General features: G+C 58.8%; 15 protein-coding genes. 10 read left to right on the top strand and 5 right to left on the bottom strand.

Going from position 1 to position 20,125, the window contains the following annotated elements; all coding sequences use genetic code 11:
- The first annotated feature begins 71 nt into the window (after positions 1–71).
- Positions 72–1,805 carry a bifunctional isocitrate dehydrogenase kinase/phosphatase gene (gene aceK, locus HMPREF1224_RS37655; protein WP_003082886.1) on the top strand — a complete coding sequence of 578 codons (1,734 nt, stop codon included), beginning with the start codon at positions 72–74 and terminating at the stop codon, positions 1,803–1,805.
- A gap of 34 nt (positions 1,806–1,839) precedes the next feature.
- On the opposite strand, the gene pdxB is transcribed toward aceK, so the two are convergent.
- Together pdxB and HMPREF1224_RS37645 are read right to left on the bottom strand one after the other, a co-directional pair.
- Positions 1,840–2,982, bottom strand: coding sequence for a 4-phosphoerythronate dehydrogenase PdxB (pdxB, locus tag HMPREF1224_RS37650; RefSeq protein WP_010793973.1), 1,143 nt, complete (start codon positions 2,980–2,982; stop codon positions 1,840–1,842).
- Positions 2,983–3,196: 214 nt separating this feature from the next.
- Positions 3,197–3,703, bottom strand: coding sequence for a winged helix-turn-helix transcriptional regulator (locus tag HMPREF1224_RS37645; RefSeq protein ID WP_003140322.1), 507 nt, complete (start codon positions 3,701–3,703; stop codon positions 3,197–3,199).
- A gap of 108 nt (positions 3,704–3,811) precedes the next feature.
- On the opposite strand from HMPREF1224_RS37645, the gene fabF reads away from it, so the two are divergent.
- The 5 genes from fabF to HMPREF1224_RS37625 all read left to right on the top strand — a co-directional run bounded on the left by fabF (position 3,812) and on the right by HMPREF1224_RS37625 (position 10,194).
- Positions 3,812–5,080 (top strand): beta-ketoacyl-ACP synthase II, encoded by a 1,269-nt coding sequence (fabF, locus tag HMPREF1224_RS37640; protein WP_010793972.1) that lies wholly within the window; start codon positions 3,812–3,814, stop codon positions 5,078–5,080.
- A 719-nt stretch (positions 5,081–5,799) separates the two neighbouring features.
- Entirely contained in the window at positions 5,800–7,176 is a 1,377-nt protein-coding gene (locus tag HMPREF1224_RS37635; protein WP_010793971.1) for a DEAD/DEAH box helicase, read from the top strand.
- A 57-nt stretch (positions 7,177–7,233) separates the two neighbouring features.
- Positions 7,234–8,538, top strand: coding sequence for an IS1380-like element ISPa33 family transposase (locus HMPREF1224_RS37630; protein WP_010793081.1), 1,305 nt, complete (start codon positions 7,234–7,236; stop codon positions 8,536–8,538).
- A 104-nt stretch (positions 8,539–8,642) separates the two neighbouring features.
- Entirely contained in the window at positions 8,643–9,500 is an 858-nt protein-coding gene (locus HMPREF1224_RS44770) for an ATP-binding domain-containing protein (RefSeq protein WP_177327123.1), read from the top strand.
- Positions 9,493–10,194, top strand: a complete 702-nt coding sequence (locus HMPREF1224_RS37625) for a DUF2290 domain-containing protein (protein WP_003112393.1) — start codon at positions 9,493–9,495, stop codon at positions 10,192–10,194. Before HMPREF1224_RS44770 ends, HMPREF1224_RS37625 begins: the two co-directional genes overlap by 8 nt.
- Positions 10,195–10,696: 502 nt before the next feature.
- Here HMPREF1224_RS37625 and HMPREF1224_RS37620 read toward each other — a convergent pair.
- On the bottom strand, positions 10,697–12,562 hold the full coding sequence (locus HMPREF1224_RS37620; protein ID WP_010793970.1) for a DUF7380 domain-containing protein: 1,866 nt from the start codon (positions 12,560–12,562) through the stop codon (positions 10,697–10,699).
- A 22-nt stretch (positions 12,563–12,584) separates the two neighbouring features.
- Entirely contained in the window at positions 12,585–13,337 is a 753-nt protein-coding gene (locus HMPREF1224_RS37615) for a hypothetical protein (protein ID WP_003112391.1), read from the bottom strand.
- A gap of 364 nt (positions 13,338–13,701) precedes the next feature.
- Here HMPREF1224_RS37615 and HMPREF1224_RS37610 point away from each other — a divergent pair, with 364 nt between their 5' ends.
- From HMPREF1224_RS37610 to HMPREF1224_RS37595, 4 genes are all read left to right on the top strand, one after another.
- Positions 13,702–15,126 (top strand): IS1182-like element ISPa22 family transposase, encoded by a 1,425-nt coding sequence (locus tag HMPREF1224_RS37610; RefSeq protein ID WP_003112390.1) that lies wholly within the window; start codon positions 13,702–13,704, stop codon positions 15,124–15,126.
- A gap of 283 nt (positions 15,127–15,409) precedes the next feature.
- On the top strand, positions 15,410–16,246 hold the full coding sequence (locus tag HMPREF1224_RS37605; protein ID WP_003109588.1) for a PhzF family phenazine biosynthesis protein: 837 nt from the start codon (positions 15,410–15,412) through the stop codon (positions 16,244–16,246).
- Between the two features lie 166 nt (positions 16,247–16,412).
- On the top strand, positions 16,413–16,673 hold the full coding sequence (locus HMPREF1224_RS37600; protein WP_003102002.1) for a hypothetical protein: 261 nt from the start codon (positions 16,413–16,415) through the stop codon (positions 16,671–16,673).
- Complete coding sequence (locus HMPREF1224_RS37595; RefSeq protein ID WP_003102000.1) at positions 16,670–17,440, top strand: Fic/DOC family protein; 771 nt, start codon at positions 16,670–16,672, stop codon at positions 17,438–17,440. The genes HMPREF1224_RS37600 and HMPREF1224_RS37595 overlap by 4 nt, the downstream gene beginning before the upstream one ends.
- A gap of 195 nt (positions 17,441–17,635) precedes the next feature.
- Here the strand turns inward: HMPREF1224_RS37595 and HMPREF1224_RS37590 are convergent, their stop codons facing one another.
- Positions 17,636–20,077, bottom strand: coding sequence for a TonB-dependent receptor (locus tag HMPREF1224_RS37590; protein WP_010793969.1), 2,442 nt, complete (start codon positions 20,075–20,077; stop codon positions 17,636–17,638).
- Positions 20,078–20,125: the final 48 nt, after the last annotated feature.

Here is a 20,125-nt window from a genome sequence, read left to right as displayed (position 1 = left end):
TCGGAGATCGCGCTTTCCCTGCCGCGCGGCTCTGGCTAAGCTCGACCTTCGAACAACGAAAGGACGCCAGCATGGTCCAGAGCGCCCCAGCCAGCGAAATCGCCGCCCTCATCCTGCGCGGTTTCGACGATTACCGAGAGCAGTTCCGCGAGATCACCGACGGCGCCCGTGCCCGCTTCGAGCAGGCGCAGTGGCAGGAAGCGCAGCGCGCCTCGGCGCAGCGGATCAACCTCTACGAGGAAAAGGTCGCCGAGACGGTGGCCGGGCTGCGCGCGGGGCTGGCCGACAGCGAGCTGCTGGACGTGGAGCGCTGGCCGATCATCAAGAGCGCCTACATCGCGCAGATCGACCTGCGGCTGGACGACGAGCTGGCCGAGACCTGGTTCAACTCGATCTTCTGCGGGCTGTTCAGCCACGACAACATCAGCGACGGCACGATGTTCGTGCACACCACCCGGCCCTCGCTGCGCGCCCACGCCCGCGCGCCCTACACCCGCACCTACCGGCCGGGCGGCGACCTGCGCCAGGCGCTGGAGAAGATCTTCGACGACTACCGCTTCGACGTGCCCTACGACGACCGCGAGCGCGACCTCGAACGGATCGACGCACTGCTGCACAGCAACCTGCCGGACTGGGTGTGCAAGGACCCAGACCTGGCCATCGAGCTGATCGGCTCGGTGTTCTATCGCAACAAGGGCGCCTACCTGGTGGGCCGCCTGTTCACCCCGGACGAGCAGTGGCCGCTGGTGTTCCCGCTGCTGCACCGCGAGGGCCACGGCATCCAGTTCGACACGGTGATCACCGACGAGGCGGAAGTCTCGATCATCTTCTCCTTCACCCGCTCCTACTTCATGGTCGACGTGCCGGTGCCGGCCGAGCTGGTGGCCTTCCTCAAGCGTCTGCTGCCGGGCAAGCACCTGGCCGAGCTGTACACCTCGATCGGCTTCTACAAGCAGGGCAAGAGCGAGTTCTACCGCGCCCTGATCAACCACCTGGCGACCACCGACGACCGCTTCGTCATGGCCCCCGGCGTGCGCGGCATGGTGATGAGCGTGTTCACCCTGCCCGGCTTCAACACGGTGTTCAAGATCATCAAGGACCGCTTCAACCCGTCGAAGAGCGTCGACCACGCCACGGTGATCCAGAAGTACCAGTTGGTGAAGAACCACGACCGGGTCGGACGCCTGGCCGACACCCAGCAGTTCGCCGACTTCCGCTTCCCGGTGAGCAAGTTCGAGCCGGAGTGCCTGGCCGAACTGCTGGAAGTGGCGCCGTCGACGGTGGTGATGGAAGGCGACGTGGTGCTGATCCGCCACTGCTGGACGGAGCGGCGCATGACCCCGCTGAACATCTACCTGGAGAACGCCAGCGAGGCGCAGACCCGCGAGGCGCTGAACGACTACGGGCTGGCGATCAAGCAACTGGCGGCGGCGAACATCTTCCCCGGCGACATGCTGCTGAAGAACTTCGGCGTGACCCGCCATGGCCGGGTGGTGTTCTACGACTACGACGAGATCTGCTACCTCACCGAGGTGAACTTCCGCTACATCCCCGAGCCGCGCTTCCCCGAGGACGAGATGTCGTCCGAGCCCTGGTATTCGGTGGGGCCCAACGACGTGTTCCCGGAAGAATTCCCGCGCTTCCTGTTCGTCGACCTCAACCAGCGCCGGCTATTCGCCAAGCTGCACGGCAACCTCTACGACGCCAAATACTGGCAGGGCCTGCAGGAGCAGATCCGCGAGGGCAAGGTGATCGACGTGTTTCCCTATCGGCGGCAGGAGACGCCCGAGCAGTTGCTCGGGTAGGTGCGGAGACAGGAATCGACCCAGCCGCACGCCCCTAGACCAACTGCGCCCCCAGCGCCCGCACCACCCGCTGCAACTCCGCCTGTCCACCGGTGGCGACGCGCAGGCCGGTGATCTCGCGGCGCGGCGGGTAGTGTTTGCGCAGGGCGTCGAAGGCGGCGCGGCGGGTGGCGCTGTCGCCGGTCAGGCTGCGGCGGAAGGCGGCGTCGTCGCTGCGCGGGTCGTACACCGCGCGGCACAGCGTGGCCAGCGCCCAGGCCGGGTCGCAGCCGGGGTTGAGTTGCAGGCCGGCGAGCCAGGTTTCCGGCAGCACGTCTTGCAGGCTCACGCGTTCGGCGATGCCGCGCCAGGCGCAGTAGGCCTGGTAGATCTGTGCGGTGCCGCGCAGCTTGCCTTCCAGGCTGTAGCCGGCGATGTGCGGCGTGGCGATCAGGCAGCGCGCGGCCAGTTCGGGGTCGGCCTGCGGTTCGCCTTCCCAGACGTCCAGCGCCACTTCCAGGTCGGCGCCGCCTTCGAGCAGGCGGCGCAGGGCCTGGTTGTCGACCACCGCGCCACGGCTGGCGTTGACCAGCCAGGTGCCGGGACGCAGGGCGGCCAGGCGGGGTTCATCCAGCAGGTGGCGGGTCGGGTGTTCGCCGTCGCGGTTCAGCGGAGTGTGCAGGCTGATCACGTCGACCTCGGCCAGCAGCCGTTCCAGCGAGACGAATTCGCCGTCCGGCTCGCGTGCCTGGCGCGGCGGATCGCAGACCAGCACTTTCCAGCCCAGCCCGCGCAGCACCTCCACCAGCCGCCCACCGACCTGCCCAGCGCCGACCACCCCATAGGTGCGTTCGGCCAGGTCGGCGCCGCGCACCTCGGCCATCGCCAGCAGGCAGCCGAGCACGTAGTCCACCACCCCGCGGGCGTTGCAGCCGGGCGCGCTGGACCAGGCGATGCCGGCCTCGGCGAAGTAGTCGAGGTCGAGGTGGTCGGTGCCGATGGTGCAGGTGCCGACGAAGCGCACCGGCGAGCCGGCCAGCGCGGCGCGGCTGACCTCGGTGACCGAGCGCACCAGCAGCACGTCGACCTCGGCCAGCGCCGCGCGGTCGATGGCGCGCCCGGGCAAGCGGCGAATGGAGCCCTGGTCGGCGAAGAAGGCGTCGACCACGGGAATGTTTTCATCAGCGAGAATACGCATGCAGACCTCCGCGAACGAGGCTGCACACTCTAGCAGGCCGAGGGCTCGCGGTGTTGGCGAACGGCTCGCGAGGCGGACCTGCCAGCGCCATGCGCAAGCCTCGACGATCGCGTTTCTCCCAACCACGACCGCGAACGATGGCCAGCTACAAGGAACAGAACCGCGAACGCCTCGTCCGCCTCCTCGACCAGGCGGCGGACGCCAGGGAGCCCGTTCATCGAGCCGGTAGCTCGCTCCGCTCCGGCATGGCCGCCAGGCGCTGGCGCATTTCCTCGCTGGCGGCAGGCCCGGCCTGCACGGTGCATTGCTCCAGCGGTACCGTTCGGCCATCGGCGAGAGCCGCCATGAACGAGCGCACCGGCCGCCCGCTTGTTCGCTCGACGAGCTGCACCCTCTGCCCTTCCTCTGCGTAGTGGCGATTGCCCCAGGCGACGAAAGCCATGAGCACGACGCGAAAATCCTCGCCCTTGGCCGTGGGCACGTACTGATAGCGCAGCGGGCGCTGGCTGTAGGGCTGGCGTTCGAGCAGGCCCGCCTCCACCAGCGCGTTCAGGCGCCGGGTGAGCATGTTCGGCGCGATATCCAGGCTGCGGGAAAATTCGTCGAAGCGGCGCAGGCCCTGTAGCGCATCGCGCATGATCAGGATGCTCCACCATTCGCCGACCCGTTCCAGGCTGCGGGCGATGGGGCATTCGGCATCGGCGAAGGTCTTGCGTTGCATGGTTCTTCCTTGGCGAGGCTCACAAAGTGCTGGTCCGCATGTTACTTTCATGATGATAGTTACGTCCACTGACTGCTATTCCATCGGAACAGAAGGACTCGGACCCTCATGAGCAAACGTATCGTCGTCACCGGCATGGGCGCGGTCAGCCCGCTGGGCTGCGGAGTCGAACCCATATGGCAACGCCTGCTGGCCGGGCAATCGGGCATCGCCAGGCTCCCGGCGGAGCTGATCGGCGACCTGCCCATCAGCATCGGCGGCCAGGTCCCCGACCGCGCCCGGGACCCGCAGGCCGGCTTCGATCCCGACCTGCTGCTGGCCGCCAAGGAACAACGCAAGATGGACCGTTTCATCCTCTTCGCCCTGGCCGCCGCGCAAGAGGCCCTGGCCCAGGCCGGCTGGGCGCCGCAGAGCGCCGAGGCGCAGGAGCGCACGGCGACCGTCATCGCCTCCGGGGTGGGCGGCTTCCATGCCATCGCCGAAGCGGTGCGGACCACCGACGGCAAGGGACCGCGACGCCTGTCGCCCTTCACCATCCCGTCCTTTCTCTGCAACATGGCGGCCGCCCATGTGTCGATCCGCCATGGCTTCAAGGGACCGCTGGGCGCCCCGGTGACCGCCTGCGCGGCGGGCGTGCAAGCCATCGGCGACGCGGCGCGGATGATCCGCGCGGGAGAGGTCGACGTGGCGCTCTGCGGCGGCGCGGAAGCGACCATCCACCGGGTCAGCCTGGCCGGCTTCGCCGCCGCGCGCGCCCTGTCCAGCGATTTCAACGACAGCCCCGAACGCGCCTCGCGCCCCTTCGACCAGGCCCGCGACGGCTTCGTCATGGGCGAAGGCGCCGGCCTACTGGTCATCGAGGAACTGGAGCACGCCCTGGCGCGCGGCGCCAGGCCCATCGCCGAGCTGGTGGGCTACGGCACCAGCGCCGACGCCTACCACATGACCGCCGGGCCGGAAGATGGCAGCGGTGCCCGCCGGGCCATGCAGCAGGCGCTGCGCCAGGCCGGCGTGGAAGCGGCCGCGGTGCAGCACCTGAATGCCCACGCCACCTCCACCCAGGTAGGCGACAAGGGCGAACTGGCCGCCATCAAGGCCGTGTTCGGCACCGGCAGCGGGCTCGCCATCAGCGCGACCAAATCCGCCACCGGCCACCTCCTGGGCGCCGCCGGCGGCATCGAGGCGATCTTCACGGTCCTGGCACTGCGCGACCAGCTCGCCCCCGCCACACTCAACCTGGAAACGCCCGACACCGACGCCGAGGGCCTCGACCTGGTTCGCGGCGAAGCCCGGCGCTGGCCGATGGAACACGCGCTGTCCAATGGCTTCGGCTTCGGCGGGGTGAATGCCAGCCTGTTGTTCCGGCGCTGGGTGTAGGGTGGGCGACCCCTCTGCCAGTCGTTCCTGAGCGCGCTGGCGGAGGGGAAGCCACTCATGTCGCATGCCCCACCAGCGCGTGTGGGTTTTCCTAATGCTGTAACTGCGTCGTGACGGTGTGTAGGCACGATCTGGATTCGTGGGAGCGGGAAATTGCTTGTGGAGTGGGCGTTCGATGGCCGATTTCGGCCAGAAGCGGACGCCGAATTGGTTTGGTCCTCCACTCTGGTCTTGGTCCAGCTAAGCTAGACGGGAAATTCAATTATCGCCCTGCATTCACTTTTCCAGTGTCTTGCCCTTGAGGGCGCGCGCGCACGCTTTTGCTTATCGCCCACGAGGGGGAGCTCTGCGTGATGGAGTTGATGCTCGCCGGCAGAATGATCCAGCCCCCGGTGAACCGTCATGCGGCGTACAACTAATGGAGGATCTGCACCGGATAGGTTATGCCGGAAGCAGGCCAAACTAGCCTAGCCTACGGAAAATCCTACCGAAACTTGGGTCAATCTCTCGGGATGGCGATTGCTGAATAATCAGCTAGGCGCTAGTCTTCCCGAAAGAAAAGGACTCCGAGCAAACAGTGAAAGAAAAATTGATTATTATGAACGCGCACACCACTTCATTGCAAGCTTGCGCGCTTTTATTGAAAAAATAGCTTATTAATAAGTGCCTTCGAACACTTAGGCGCACAACCTTAGAGCCAACTGATTTAAGGGCGTGAAATGTCAATAGATATTCTGGTAACTACCGACAGACTAAACAAAGATCCGCTAGGTCGAGAATTCATTAGCTATATAGAAAGTAATAGTGACCGATTAAACCTGGCGGGAAGTGCTCTTTATTACGATTTTCCGGCATACTCCGACTACGACACGGTAACTCACAAGCCAGATGTGCTTATACTTAGTCCCGCCCACGGGATTTTAGCAATACGACTAATAAACCTGGCGAGACTAAATCAAGGTGCACTCTCACAAGCCGATGAGTCACTTAATCAATTCTGCAGCATACTGATTGGCCGCCTGCTAAAAAGCAAGCCACTAAGAGAAGGGAGATCAAAGCTTTCCTTTGAAGTCACACCCGTTATATATTGCGATCAAAAAACAGATGTATTACCCGAAGATCTTGATTGTGAGCTCGTGTCGTCGTATGGCGCATTTGAAGCCTTAATTGAAAAACTTAAAGACAGAGAGTCTAACGCAGAGACTCTTTCAGAGATTCGATCTGTTCTGGAAGGTGCAAAAGCGCTAACCAGAGCCTCCAAAAGGATTGTTGAAGATCCGGAAGTTACACCAGCAGCTGCCGCCCTAGCCAAACTTGAGTCAGAAATTGCCAACTTTGATCAGAAGCAGAGACGGGCAGCACTTGTAACAATAGATGGCCCTCAACGAATACGAGGCCTGGCCGGGTCGGGAAAAACGGTTATCTTGGCTATGAAGGCAGCACACCTTCATATGACAAGGCCCAACGATAAAATACTGGTAACTTTTTTCACAAAAAGCCTTAGATCACCGATTAAAGACTTAGTAACAAAGTTCTATAGGCATTACAAAGAGATTGATCCCGACTGGAACAACATCCACATAAGGCATGGCTGGGGAGGTAGCAATAGCAGCGGAACCTACGCAGATGCTTGCAGAAGATCAGGTAGAATGCCCCGCTCATATAGTTCAGCAAGGGATGCTGCGCCCAGGGGAGTCGAGCCATTTAGCTTCGCATGTGAGGAATTGATCAATAGCGCTCAAAGCCTTGAATACTACGACCATATACTCATCGACGAAGGGCAGGACTTTCCAGACGGGTTTTATAAACTTTGCTTTGAACTGGCAAAGGGCGATAGAGACAAAAAAAATATAGTATGGGCATATGATGAGCTGCAAAATATTCTAAATGTAAAAATGCGCTCTCCAGCAGAGCTATTCGGACAGGACGATGATGGAGAGCCCCGTATCTCTCTAGCTAGGGCCGAAAAGAATCTACCGCCTGGAGCAACTAACGATACAGTACTTAGTAAATGCTATAGAAACCAAAGAGAAGTTCTCGTAGCAGCACATGCCCTAGCCCGGATTTCTCATGACCGCATAAACAAAAACGGCTGAAAGCCTTATGATTCTTGTCGCCAAACAAAGCCCCATAAGTCTTCAGCCGCGCACAAAATGCTACCAGAAAAACTCCACTTTTCACCCCTCTCTCGCCGCCTCGTCGAGGCCTCTTTCACCGGTGGTCACATCACCTCGGATGCGGGCTTGTTGCTGCTGCGCGAGGTCGACCGGCAACATGGCTTGACCCGCCGCCTGGCCAAAATCGTTCCCGATCGGCGTGATCCTGGGCGTGTCCAGCATGGACTGCAGACACTGCTCGCCCAGCGTATCTATGCACTGGCCGCCGGCTACGAGGATCTCAACGATCATGACGGCCTGCGCCATGACTACGCGCTGCAGACTGCGGTCAACCGCCTGCAACCGCTGGCCGGCAAATCCACTCTGGGGCGCCTGGAACAGCAAGCCGATCGCGAAACGGTGGTGCAAGCCCATCGCCTGCTGTGGGAGCACTTCATCGCCCAGCATGACCAGGCGCCGGCTGAGATCGTGCTCGACTTCGATGCGACCGATGTGCCGGTGCATGGTGATCAGGAAGGGCGCTTCTTCCATGGCTATTACGACCATTACTGCTTCCTGCCGCTCTATGTGTTCTGTGGTCGCCATCTGCTGGTGAGCTATTTGCGCCCGAGCAACATCGATGGCGCCCGACACAGTTGGGCCATCCTGGCACTGCTGGTCAAGTTCATTCGCCGCTTCTGGCCAGAGACCCGCATCGTGTTCCGCGGTGACGGCGGTTTTTGCCGACATCGCATGCTCGACTGGTGTGACCGCAAGCAGGTGGATTATGTGGTGGGTCTGGCCCGCAACACCCGCCTGCAGCGGATGGCGGCGCCGGCCATGCAAGCTGTCGCCGAGGCCTACCAAGAAACCGGGCAGAAGATGTCCGGCGTGTATCGCTTCCTCTATCAGGCCGGTAGTTGGCGTAGGCGCCGCCTGGTCGTGTCGCGCCTGGAACATGGCGAGCAGGGTGCCAATCCACGCTTCATCGTCGTGTCCCGCTTTGCCGAGGATGCTGCCCAGCAGTACTACGAAGACTACTGCGGCCGTGGCGACATGGAGAATCGGATCAAGGACCAACAGTTGGATCTGTTCGCCGACCGCACCTCCAGCCCACGCTGGTGGACCAACCAGTGGCGGCTGATGCTGTCGGCCTTTGCCTATGTGCTGTTCGAACGGCTACGCGATCATCTCCAGGGCACCGCATTGGCGCGCATGAGCATCCATAACCTGCGCTTGAAACTGCTCAAGATCGGTGCGGTGATCATTCGCAACAGCCGGCGCATCCGCGTGCTGATCAGCGAGGCCTATCCGCATCAGGAACTCTTTGCGGGGCTGGTTGCCCGCCTCAAGCCGACCTGAACAGGCGGGCGCCCCCGGCCCGGCTCAATGGGGGAAAGGGGGCAGTGCGCCCCATACGCGGGAATTGAATAAAAAACGATCAATTTTTAGCGGTGGAAGGCAGGTTGTTGATACACCGAGGCTTCACCGGCCACGCCTGCCGGCCTCATGAGAAATCCGGGCTAGGGTTTGGGATATATTCAAATATTGTTCAGCTACTTGAAAGCCCTGATCATTGGCGTGACGTTGGGTATGATGTGCTAACACCAGATTTTCAAGTCGGAAATGACATTGAAATTCTTAGACCAGTAGAGAATAGCCCTGTAGCCCTTGATACGGATGGCCTCCCCCCTTTAATAGGTAACTTCATAGCAAGCAGTTTTGAAAAAGAAATAAGCTGGATAACTAAAGAGATAATAAACTTTCTTGATATGGGACTTCTTCCGGAAGATATTATTGTGGTGGCGTTAGATGACCGTCACATGAGAAATTATTTCCGTTATTTGTCAGAAAGTCTCGCATCGCATGAAATATCAGTGAATAACATACATGCAGACCCCTATTCAGAACCGCCATTCAGTATAAGCGGGAAGATCACGCTATCTACGGTGTATCGTGCAAAAGGAAACGAGGCGGCTGTGGTTTTTGCGCTAGGTGTTGATGCTTTGTCTTTACGCCTTCGCGCTGATAGAAACAAGATTTTCGCCGCTTTTACAAGAACAAAGGCATGGCTCAGGGTCTCAGGACTTGGTGATTCAGCAAGAAGAGTAGCAGTCGAAATAGACACTGCCCTTAGGAACTTCCCACACCTTAAATTCAAAATGCCAGACATTTCTGAAATTGACCTTATACAAAGGGATCTAAGCAAGAGAAGTATTAAGGCCAAGAAAATCAGGAATGAATATATACAAAAATTGAAGGACGAAGGCTTCACCGAGGACGAAATCGCAGACATTCTTTCTCTGGAGGAGAAAGATGAATAGAACAGACGTAACCAGGGGGATTAATAAGACCTGGGAGATCGCCTCAAAGTTAAATTTGAACGAGTCCTTTGCAAACGCTGGCTTACTGCCTTTAAACGAAGAATTTAGAGATCTAATACTTTCCTCCAAAACTACTTACTCAAGTGTTTATGTGGCAGGCCTCAGTTTGTCGCACTATAACATACTGCTAACAGACTACTCGTACTTTCAGTTTAGCTGGGATCGTGAAAATTACGTACGCTATGCGTACTACCCTAATCCATTTATTTCCGGAAAGGATAATGAGCTAGAGTCGTTTAGACGCTTGCAGGAGCTAGTAGAGTCCGGGCTATTGCAGCACGAGGAATATCTAACAATTCTTTCAGAAAGGTCTGCAATGAGTGGTATACCTATGCTCAGGTATGAAAATGCTCCAGACCAAAGAAAGAAGTTTGCACATCCGTGCTCGCACTTTCATATTGGCTTTCACTCGGAAAACAGATGGCCAGTCAGACGCATATTGACTCCCTACGCTTTTTCACTATTGGTATTCAAAAACTATTACGGTAGTTTTTGGAGAGCATCTGGAGATAATGGGGAAATGGAAGAAGGCAACAGCCATGAAGAAGAGCTGATCAGTGAAAAAGCATTGTGCCGGCTCGTTGATTATATCAATTTTGAAGAGATTGAGGAAAGATCATTCTATTTCGCGTAAGAATACGAAAAGAAAATCCAAATAGAAGCGGTAGAATCAGAATCCGAGAGTTTCGCTTTGTGGCGAGAAGATTGGATAATATGTACATGAGAAAAAGCGGACAGATTTTCTCGGGATCACTGTCCGCATCTGACCGGTCATCACCACCATGAACGGCAGCAATGGGTCGGTATCAACCTCTCGCCAGAGGCAGCACGGCCAGGGGCAGTCGCCTGAGCTGCCTTCACACCTCAGAGCAGCCGTTCAATGCGTCACCGTTGCTGAAGGATATGCGTGGAAGGCTCTGTACTTACAACCAGCACCTTTAGCGACACTTACCCTCCATCCATTAAGCGAGAGAGGAGTCGCCCTCCCTCGCTTAGCCCCCTAACCTACTTCGCAGATGGGAGGCTTAAACTGGTCTTCAAACGTCTTTGCTGTGGTGCCTACGAAATTAGGGGCGATTCAGCCCCATGTGGAGCATTGCAACCTCGAGATTTAGACAGCTCCTAAGCACCACCTCTTAGCTCGCATTTTCTTGAATCGCTCCTGCCATTACTGAGTTCCACTGCGGGGCTAGAGGAACACACGTAAGGTGGAAAATAAACCAACACGCATATATGCATGAAGGCTCATAGCATTGCGCCGTTGAGAGCTTCCCGTGCGCCACTTCGTGCCTTAGCATAGGGCCACCCTTTAGGTTGAACAGGATGTGGAATAAATACGTGTTATCTACCCCGAACACCTGCTCTATTTCCCTCCAGTAGTTCGAGAGCAACTGCTTGAGCGACTGATCTTCCTGCGTGAGATCTACATTTAGCTTGGCGGTATTCGATCTACGATTGTTCAGCACATGTCGAAGGGCGTTCTCAAGTTGCGGGATCAACATGTGAGCTGCCGAGACCATGTCCCCCTGTACTAGCTTAGAAAAGCCCTGTGAGAAAATTGCCTCGAACCCTGGCGGCACGAATCCACTGCTACAGACAATGGGCTCAAAATGCCGCTCATCAATGAGCTGACAACGGCTCATCGTTATGCACGCTGGCCGAATAAAGGCCTCTGTCGCAATATGGTAGTGAAGCCCCGCTTCACTAAGGCTTTCGTGAGCAAACCATTCCTCTGGCGGTTGACTACCTAGAGGCACAGGCGGCGCTGTCGCGATCACCTTTCCTCGTTCGTCAGCATAGGACTTACCCGACATCGACGAAAAGAAGTATTTTTCTCTCTTCTCCAGGCAGTTTTTATGAAGGGCAATTTTTTCTGGGGCACGACATGTGAATGCCAACCTAAGCAGCATTTCGTGAACATCAAGTGACTCGAATTCCTCTATCGTCGCCTGGCGCTCATCCGTTAAGTCCACCGGCACACTGAACGAGCCAAACTCGGAAAGCGAATCCTCTTCGTACTGCTGGAGTTCTATCTTGAGGCTCTCGACTCTTACCGCCATACCGCCAATTGCACGGAGTTCACCAATAGCGCTGCGTGTCCATGAGGCTTTTGCCATGGCGGAGCTGACTGCGTCCCGCATTCGCAGCGTCTGCTCGACCGCATTCACCCTGCATCTAACAGCAGATTCCTTGTCGTCCATCTTGAGATAAGCACGAGCCGCTTGGAGCCACACCCTCTTAACGGCATCGGCATACAGCTTATCTTTCGTGGCGTTCGCTATCGCTTCTGCTGCGCCAGCAATGTCTTGCCACTCAAGTAACCCACAGGTCTGGGCAATGGATGACAACTTCACGAAGGCGACAAGGCACTCATTGTCCTTGGCTGTTTCATAGGCCAGTTTCAGCACATCCTTGGCACTCTCCGGGATCTCTTTCTGCTTGCCAGCTAAGGCGTAAATAGCAAACGCCCGATCAATGAGATCAACTACCTTGAATGGAACCGCAAAATCTGACTCGTATTGATCGAGCAGCTCTCTTTTGAAAAAGAGCTCTACCGCATTCAAATACGAACTCGCGGCAAGTGCGGCGACAGCATGGAGTCTTCGGTTGACGTGCCAACAGCTATCAGCGATCCGAGCCCGAAGCAATGGATGGTCAATCTGCTCGGCTATCTGGACAAGAATTCCCTGTTGTTCGCCTAGGTAATCACTCGGAATAAGCGTCCGCTTGCCCTTAAAAATGATCTGGGGAGAGAAGGTATCTGGTCTACTGGGATTGAAGTGGTAGCTACAGACAACCGCCAAGACGTTGAATGCCCTAAAAGCAGCGACATCGCCAGCGTTTTTTGCGGTCTGGGCCGCCTCTCTAAACGTATGCTCCAGGGTATGAAAGTGCAACGAGTTACTCATCGCCATAATTGAGGCTGGATTGATACGTGCAAAATCGTCCAGAGTCGCCAGATCCATCAGCGAATTCTTCTTATTTTCATCCTTGCTCGACACAAACCCACCTCACTCATCCAGGTTATTTAGTCTCTTCAGTGGCCAAACCAGTCATAAATGACTCTAAATCCCTATTAAACTCTGATTGAGACAAATGAGCAGCGGCATTATTACTTCTGAGCTTGCTTCTAAGTCCCGTCAACTCCTTTTCCAAGGACTCTTGCTCATCTAGCAAAACCTGAACCCGATCAAGGCAGGATATTTTTTGTTTATACTGGCCACTAAGCTCGACGAACTTCCAGTATTTCCCTTTAGCAATATTGGTCTTCCTTTGCCCTATATGTAAAACTGACTTCTCCCCATACGCACTCAGATTTAAGTAGAAATTAATTTGCTTCTTGAATACTTCGTAAAAATTCTCACCCGTTATATAAGTGTCGCTACCATTAACAAACTTTTCAATGAACGGGAAATTTTCCCGATTCTCAAGCCTGAAAAACATGGGGCGCAATAGCAGCGCATTCTGGAGGATGGATATCTTCTCAAATTCCAGAAAATAGCCATATACCTCATGCATGAGAGTATTTACCTGATCTCCCTTGTCCGACAGGTCTTTTTCACCCCTCTCAATTTTATCCTTGAGGCTCTGTGAAAACTTGCTGGTGTCAGATTTCCTTCCCGCCAAGCCGTGCGCATAGCTGGCTAAAAAATCAGACAAAGACTCACTGCCGGACTCGGATAAAGATTTGGCAATCGCCAACATTTCGTCGGCTGCGCCCTTAAAGTCACAGTTGCCTATCTTTAGGTTTACTGACGCCAACTGCTCCTGGTTCATATCGTCCTTCCTTGACCATACATTCATGGGGAAATGGCCTATATAGCAGATTTCCGACCGAATTGTGCCGTTGAACCGCAGGAGAGGAGACTCATGTACCGACAGCTCCAGGCAAACACTAGGCTCGTAGCAAGGGCGTACAAACCTGAAGACTGAGTTCCCGATGCAGAAGGTCAAGCTGACAACGGAGAGACCAACCTGAAGAGTTCTGGAGTGCCTACTTCCGGCCGTAAGGCTCCGGCGATCGGTTGAATCCAGAGTCGCTAGCGGTCTCTGACCAAGGGCAGCAACCGGACCAGGCTGTGTAAAAACGTGGCTAGTGCTCTTGTTATCCTGCCGTCGGCAGTCATAGCGGGGACAGTCCATGAAGCGTTTCATCCAAGGCGAGCATCGAGGCCAATGCACACTGCTGCCCGAGAGACTGGATGATTACGTCGCGGACACCAATCCGGTGCGAGTAGTCGATGTGTTCGTCGATGAACTCGATCTCGGGCGGTTGGGTTTCGGCGGCGTGGTTCCCGCCGAAACTGGCCGCCCTGCGTATCACCCGGCCGTCCTGCTGAAGATCTGTATCTACGGTTACCTCAACCGCATCCAGTCGAGTCGCCGCCTCGAACGTGAAGCACAACGCAACGTCGAGTTGATGTGGCTGACCGGACGCCTGATGCCGGACTTCAAGACCATCGCCAACTTCCGCAAGGACAACGGCAAAGCCATTCGTGGTGTCTGCCGGCAGTTCGTGGTGCTGTGCCAGCAACTCAGTTTGTTCTCCGAAGCGCTGGTGGCAATCGACGGCAGCAAGTTCAAGGCGGTCAACATTCGCGACCGCAACTTCACCAGTGCCAAGCTGCAACGGCGAATGGAGGAGATCGAATCCTGCATCAGCCGCTACCTCACTGCGCTGGACACTGCCGACCGGCAAGAGCCTGCTGTGGCACGGGCCAAATCCGAGCGTTTGCACAGCAAGATTGCCGCCCTGAAGATGCAGGAACTCAGGGATATCGAAGTTCAGTTGGAGGCCACCCCGGACAAACAGATTTCGCTTACTGATCCCGACGCACATTCTATGATGACGCGCGGCACTAGCATGGTCGGTTACAACGTCCAGGCTGCGGTTGAGGCGAAGCATCATCTGATCGTGACGCACGAGGTCACCAACAATGGCATCGACCGCGATCAACTGAGTGCGATGGCCAAGCAGGCGTGGGTGGCAATGGGAACGCAATCGCTGTCGGTGGTTGCCGATCGTGGATACTTCAAAGGCGAAGAAATCCTCTCCTGCCACGAGGCTGGCATCACCACCTTCGTCCCCAAAGCCAAGACTTCAGGCGCTGCCGCAGCGGGTCGCTTTGGTCGAGATGATTTTATTTACGACACAGCCCAGAACGAGTACCGCTGCCCAGCGGGAGAACGCCTGATCTGGCGTTTTGCGACGGTTGAGAAAGGCCTGAAGCTGCACCGTTACTGGAATTCGAATTGCCAAGGCTGTGCGTTGAAAGATCAGTGCACACCGAGCGCGCAGCGGCGAGTGAGTCGCTGGGAGCACGAGTCGGTGCTCAACGCGGTGCAGTCCCGCCTGGATCAGGCACCGGAGATGATGCGTATCCGCCGCCAGACAGTGGAGCATCCTTTCGGCACACTGAAGGCATGGATGGGCGCCACCCATTTCCTTACCAAGACGCTCAACCGCGTGAGCACGGAAATGAGCCTGCATGTGCTCGCCTACAACTTCAAACGGGTGCTGAACCTGCTGGGCAATAGTGCGCTGATAGCGGCAATGAAGGCCTGAAACCTCATTGGCAGCCCTCCGAACGCCTCGCACAGAATCGTGGAAGCAGCACTTGCCGAATCAGCTGAATGCCCCGGATGGACACACCACGCGTCCAGGAGGCCGCCGGATATCATTAAAACCATTCCATATCCGGCTACCCAGCGCTCGCTGTGTTTTTTACACGGCCTGGGCCGATTGCGGCCCCTGACGAGAGCCCCCAAGCCCCCCCGAAAATCCGCACCCCGGTTTCAGACGTCCGCCCCCTGCCTTATCCTCCCCCGCCACAACCCCAGGAGGCCCCATGCCGGTTTCGTTACCCTTCGAGCAAGTCGATGTCTTCTCCGAACAGCCCTTCAAAGGCAACGCCGTTGCCGTGGTGATTGGTGCCGACCGCCTGAGCAGCCAGCAGATGCTGGAGTTCGCTGCCTGGACCCAGTTGAGCGAGACGACCTTCCTGCTGCGGCCGACCGTTGCCGAAGCCGACTATCGCGTGAGGATCTTCACCCCGCTGCGGGAGTTGCCCTTTGCCGGGCATCCGACGCTGGGGAGCTGCCAGGTCTGGCTGAACCAGGGGGGCGGCAATGCTGCTGACGAGATCGTCCAGGAGTGTCTGGCGGGCCTGATCCGCATCCGCCGCAAGGGCGCCTTGCTGTCGTTCGCGGCGCCTCCCCTGCTTCGTGGCGGAGCGGTCGAAGACGAGGTGTTGCGACGGATCGAGAGCGGGCTTGGCCTGTCCCCGGGGCAGGTACTCGGCAGCCAATGGGTGGACAACGGACCCGGCTGGGTCGCCGTTCGGCTGGCCACGCGTGACGAGGTCCTGGCCATCCGCCCGGACTACGCGAAGCTCGACGGGCTCAACGTGGGCGTGGTCGCGCCTTGGCAAGGTCCCCAGGCGGAGGCGGATGTGGAAGTGCGCGCCTTCATGGGCGAGGAACTCAATGAAGACCCCGTTACCGGCAGCCTCAACGCGAGCCTGGCGCAATGGCTGATCGGCACGGGAGTCATGCCCGGGCGCTACACGGCGAGCCAGGGCACGGCCTTGGGTCGCCGGGGGCGGATAAGCGTCGAGCAGATCGGCGGCGATATCTGGATCGGCGGCGAGGTGCAGCCGGGCATGTCAGGGCAGGTCGTGTTCTGAGCCCATTCGTCGCAGGCAAAACCGGTCGTGAGCGGACACTCGATGCAGGGCTGGAGGATGCGTGCCGCGACACTGACGTGCTGGGGCAGCCGAGTTCGTGCTGTCGAGCGGTCCCGCGTATGTATGGCTTTGATGCTAAAGTTGCGGAATGGAAAGGGGTTTACCGATGAAAAAGAGCAAAGGCTTAGTCGCAACCGAAATTCAGAGACTTGCCCAGGCCAATGGCGTTAGCGCGGAGCGCGATGGTCTGAGCCGGATGGCGCTCACCATCACGTGCCTGGCCGGCGACTCGGTATCTCTCGATAGCGTTGAGCAGATGCTGATCAACCTCAAGCGCAAAGGCGCACTAAGCAAGTCCCAGGCGTTCGATCTCCAGCGCCGCTACGTCATCGAGAAGCGCAAGGCGAAAGAGATACCTGGTGGATGAGTTTCGATCCCTTTGGTGACTTCGAAACGACTGGCTACCTGCGCAACAGCTTGGGTCTGAAAGATCCGGCGGAAGTGAAGGAAAACGAACACTTCTCCTTCGAAATGGGGCTCGATGAAGCCCTTTCCTATCTCGAACGCACAAAGAACCTGAACTACCAGGCCCTTTTGCAGGTACACAGGTTGTTGTTCGAGAAATTCTACCCCTGGGCCGGGCGTGACCGTCTCGAGCTGGTCCCTCATCTTTCTGTCTGGAAAGGTCCCAAGGGCGCTCCCAGACGTACCTTCTTCGAAAGTCCCGCGATGATCGAACGCGCGGTGGACTATGCCTTGAGCCTGGCGAGCAAGAAGCAGGGATTCATGCAGAAGCCCGGTGAGGTCATGGGACTTCTTTGCTTTGCGCATCCCTTTCTAGACGGCAACGGACGCTCGATTCTGCTGTTCTACATGGAGCTCAGTTATCGAGCCGGCTTTGCCATCGACTGGGCCAGCACACGCAAGGACGACTATCTCCAGGCCCTGGACGATGAGATTCACAATCCTGGCAAGGGTCACCTGGACCGCTACCTTGTCCCATTCGTTGTGCCTATCCACAGCCGTGATCAGTGGCCTGAGATCATCGGGCAAATCAACGGACTCGATGGTATGGATGGTGAGAACATTACCTACGAAAACCTCGATGATCCCGAGGTTCAGAAAGTCTATGCGGCGTATCACGCCGAGCATCCCTACCCAGCCAAAGATGGCACACCCGACTCCGAACCCTAACCTCTCCAGGCCGGAGGATGTATGGGATTTCGCGCAATCCAGGCCCGGAGTGCCCAGCACACTGAGCGCAATTGGCCGGTAGCTGCCGCCCCCGCAAGAACCCGCCCCCAACCGTCCTCTCTCCGAAGGCGTGCAGCCCTCGACGCCGCGGCCCAGACACCCACCGGGCCCAGGCCCGGTGGCTCCTCCCTCCCCTCACCAGTTGTGCGTATAGCTCGCCGTCAGCACCGTGCCCGGCGCCAGCAGGTGGCTGGTGTTGTTGTTGTTGCGCAGCAACTGGCTGTAGAGCGGGTAGTAGTCGCGGTTGAACAGGTTCTGGATGCCCAGGCTCAACTGGTCGTCGGGGGTGATGCGGTACTGGCTGACCAGGTCGACCGTGGTGTAGGTGCTGACCTGGCGCCGGCCGAAGCTTTCCACGCCGTCGAGACGGTAGTCCTTGGAGTCGAAGAAGGTGGCCTGCAGACGGTTGTTCCAGTCGGCATCCGGCTTGTATTGCAGGTAGGCGGTCAGCTTCAGCGGCGGCACGCGGTAGCCGGTCATGTCCTGCCAGTCCTTGCCGTCCGGCTTCTCGCGTCCGCGCATCCAGGTGGCGCTGCCGCCCGCGCCCCAGACTTCGTCGTCGCTGAGCCAGTCGGCGCTGGCCTCGACGCCGTAGATGCGCTCCTTGGTGCGGGTGAGGATCAGGCCGTTGTTGAAGCTCTGCACGTCGCCCAGCTTGGAGGTGGTGTAGAACAGCGCCAGGCTGCCCAGGGTGTTGCCGCCGATGGCGCCGCGCCAGCCGAGTTCGTAGTTGTTGGTCTTCACCGGTTCGAGGTTCGAGGAGCCGATATCGAAGCCACGGCGGGCGTTGCGCAGCTGGATGCCGACGTCGGGCAGCTGGAAGCCCTGGCTGAAGGAGGCATAGATTTCCTGGCCAGCCACCGGCGAATAGACGATGCCGAGGTTCGACAGCACCGCGTCGTAGTCGAGGTCGCCGCCCTTGACGGTCACCGGCGAGGCGGCCTTGGACTCGGAGAGCGGGATGAAGTCGTCGAATTCGGCGGTGGAGTATTCGTAGCGCAGGCCGCCGTCGATCGACCAGTGTTCGTCGAAGCGATGCTGCAACTGGGCGAACGCGCCGGCGCTGCGGGTGCGTAGCGGCGGCATGTAGGTGAGCTTGCCGATCTTGTCGAAGACCAGCCCGCCGCTGGCGTCGTAGGCCGCCGGGTCGAACACGTCGAGCGGCATGTCGCTGCGTTCCTGGTTGTAGTCGCCGCCCCAGACCAGTTCGGTATTGCCGCTTTCGCCCAGCGGCGTGCGCAGGGTCAGGCGGCTGCCGAACACTTCGCTGTTCTGCATGATCTGGTCGACATTGCCGCCGCGGGTGGAGACGGCGCGGGCGTCGAACGGAGTGAAGCGGGTGAAATAGTCGCGGTAGTAGAGCTGCGCGGAGAGCCGGCTGCCGAGGATGTCGAGGTTCTCGTACTCGAGGTTCGCCAGGGTGTTGCGGATGCGGTTCTGCTCGTCCAGCTCCAGGCCTTTGATCGCGTTGGCCGGGACCGAGCCCGGCGGCAGCCTGGCGACCCTCGGGTCGGTGGCGTAGTCGGTGTCCTGGCGGGCGTCGTAGTGGCTGAGGGCGAGCTGCACGCGCTGGTTCTCGTCGATGCGCAGGCCGAGCTTGCCGCCGATGTTGTAGACGTTCGAGTCGAACAGGTCGCCCTGGCTGGGTTCCGGGGCGATGCGGTCGCCATGGGCGTCGTAGGAAGCGCCGACGTGACGGGTGCCGAAGTCGAACGAATAGTCGAGCGCCCCCAGGGAGCCGGCGAAGTATTGCTGGAACTGGCCGCCGAGGCCATCGCTGCCCAGCCGGGTCAGCGGCGAGGTGGCGCTGAGGCGGGTTTCCGCGCGGTTCTCGCCGCCGGCCGGACGGGTGGTGATGGAGATGATCCCGCCGGTGGCGCCGCTGCCGTAGATGGCGCTGCTGCCACGGATGACCTCGATCCGCTCGATCAGCGCCGGGTCGATGTTGGCCAGGTTGCGCGAGGAGTCGCGGTTGGTGTTCAGCGGCACGCCATCGACCATCACCAGCATGCTGCGCCCGCGCAGGGTCTGGCCGTATTCGGTGATGGTGCGACTGGAATCGGACATCCCCGGCACCGCCTTGGCCAGCACGGTGGCCAGGCTGTCGGAGCCCTGGCGCAGCTCTTCCAGCTGGGCATGCTCGATGACGGTGGACTGGCGCGTGGCGGAGACCAGGTCGCTGCTGGTGCGCGAGGCGGTGATTTCCATCTGCTCCATGTCCAGCGGTTCGCTACGGGCTTGCGTAGCGGGCACGGCGGCTTCGCTGGCCGGAACGACGATGAAGGTATGTTCGTCCCTGGCCTGCGCGTTCAGGCCGCTATCCCTGAGCAACTGGCGCAATGCCTCTTCGGGGGTGAAACGCCCCTTCAGCGCGGGCGCCTGGCGGCCGGCGCCGAGATCGCCGGCGAAAAGGATCTGTACCGAGGATTGTTGCGCGAGGGCGTTGATCGCCTGGCCGAGCGGCGCGGCGGGCAGATCCACGTCGAGCTTCTCCTGACCCTGGGCCGACATCGCCAGGAGCAGGCTGCTGGCGAGCAATGAAGGACGCAGGTGGCGACTGCGGAGGGAAAAATGCACGTCTCGATTTCCTATGCGGGTTGGCTTTTCCTGGATAGCCGCCATGGC

The sequence above is a fragment of the Pseudomonas sp. P179 genome (assembly GCF_000478485.2).
GTDB lineage: Bacteria > Pseudomonadota > Gammaproteobacteria > Pseudomonadales > Pseudomonadaceae > Pseudomonas > Pseudomonas aeruginosa.
The sequence above is the reverse complement of the archived record's forward strand: the minus strand, read 5'-3'. Positions and strand labels throughout refer to the sequence as shown.

Bases quoted from the DNA above. Each gene is read 5' to 3' on its own strand.
- HMPREF1224_RS37605 (WP_003109588.1), top strand. From the start codon at position 15,410: ATGCCGGTTTCGTTACCCTTCGAGCAAGTCGATGTCTTCTCCGAACAG.
- fabF (WP_010793972.1), top strand. From the start codon at position 3,812: ATGAGCAAACGTATCGTCGTCACCGGCATGGGCGCGGTCAGCCCGCTG.
- HMPREF1224_RS37635 (WP_010793971.1), top strand. From the start codon at position 5,800: ATGTCAATAGATATTCTGGTAACTACCGACAGACTAAACAAAGATCCG.
- HMPREF1224_RS37625 (WP_003112393.1), top strand. From the start codon at position 9,493: ATGAATAGAACAGACGTAACCAGGGGGATTAATAAGACCTGGGAGATC.
- pdxB (WP_010793973.1), bottom strand. From the start codon at position 2,982: ATGCGTATTCTCGCTGATGAAAACATTCCCGTGGTCGACGCCTTCTTC.
- aceK (WP_003082886.1), top strand. From the start codon at position 72: ATGGTCCAGAGCGCCCCAGCCAGCGAAATCGCCGCCCTCATCCTGCGC.
- HMPREF1224_RS37630 (WP_010793081.1), top strand. From the start codon at position 7,234: ATGCTACCAGAAAAACTCCACTTTTCACCCCTCTCTCGCCGCCTCGTC.
- HMPREF1224_RS37615 (WP_003112391.1), bottom strand. From the start codon at position 13,337: ATGAACCAGGAGCAGTTGGCGTCAGTAAACCTAAAGATAGGCAACTGT.
- HMPREF1224_RS37610 (WP_003112390.1), top strand. From the start codon at position 13,702: ATGAAGCGTTTCATCCAAGGCGAGCATCGAGGCCAATGCACACTGCTG.
- HMPREF1224_RS37645 (WP_003140322.1), bottom strand. From the start codon at position 3,703: ATGCAACGCAAGACCTTCGCCGATGCCGAATGCCCCATCGCCCGCAGC.
- HMPREF1224_RS37600 (WP_003102002.1), top strand. From the start codon at position 16,413: ATGAAAAAGAGCAAAGGCTTAGTCGCAACCGAAATTCAGAGACTTGCC.
- HMPREF1224_RS37595 (WP_003102000.1), top strand. From the start codon at position 16,670: ATGAGTTTCGATCCCTTTGGTGACTTCGAAACGACTGGCTACCTGCGC.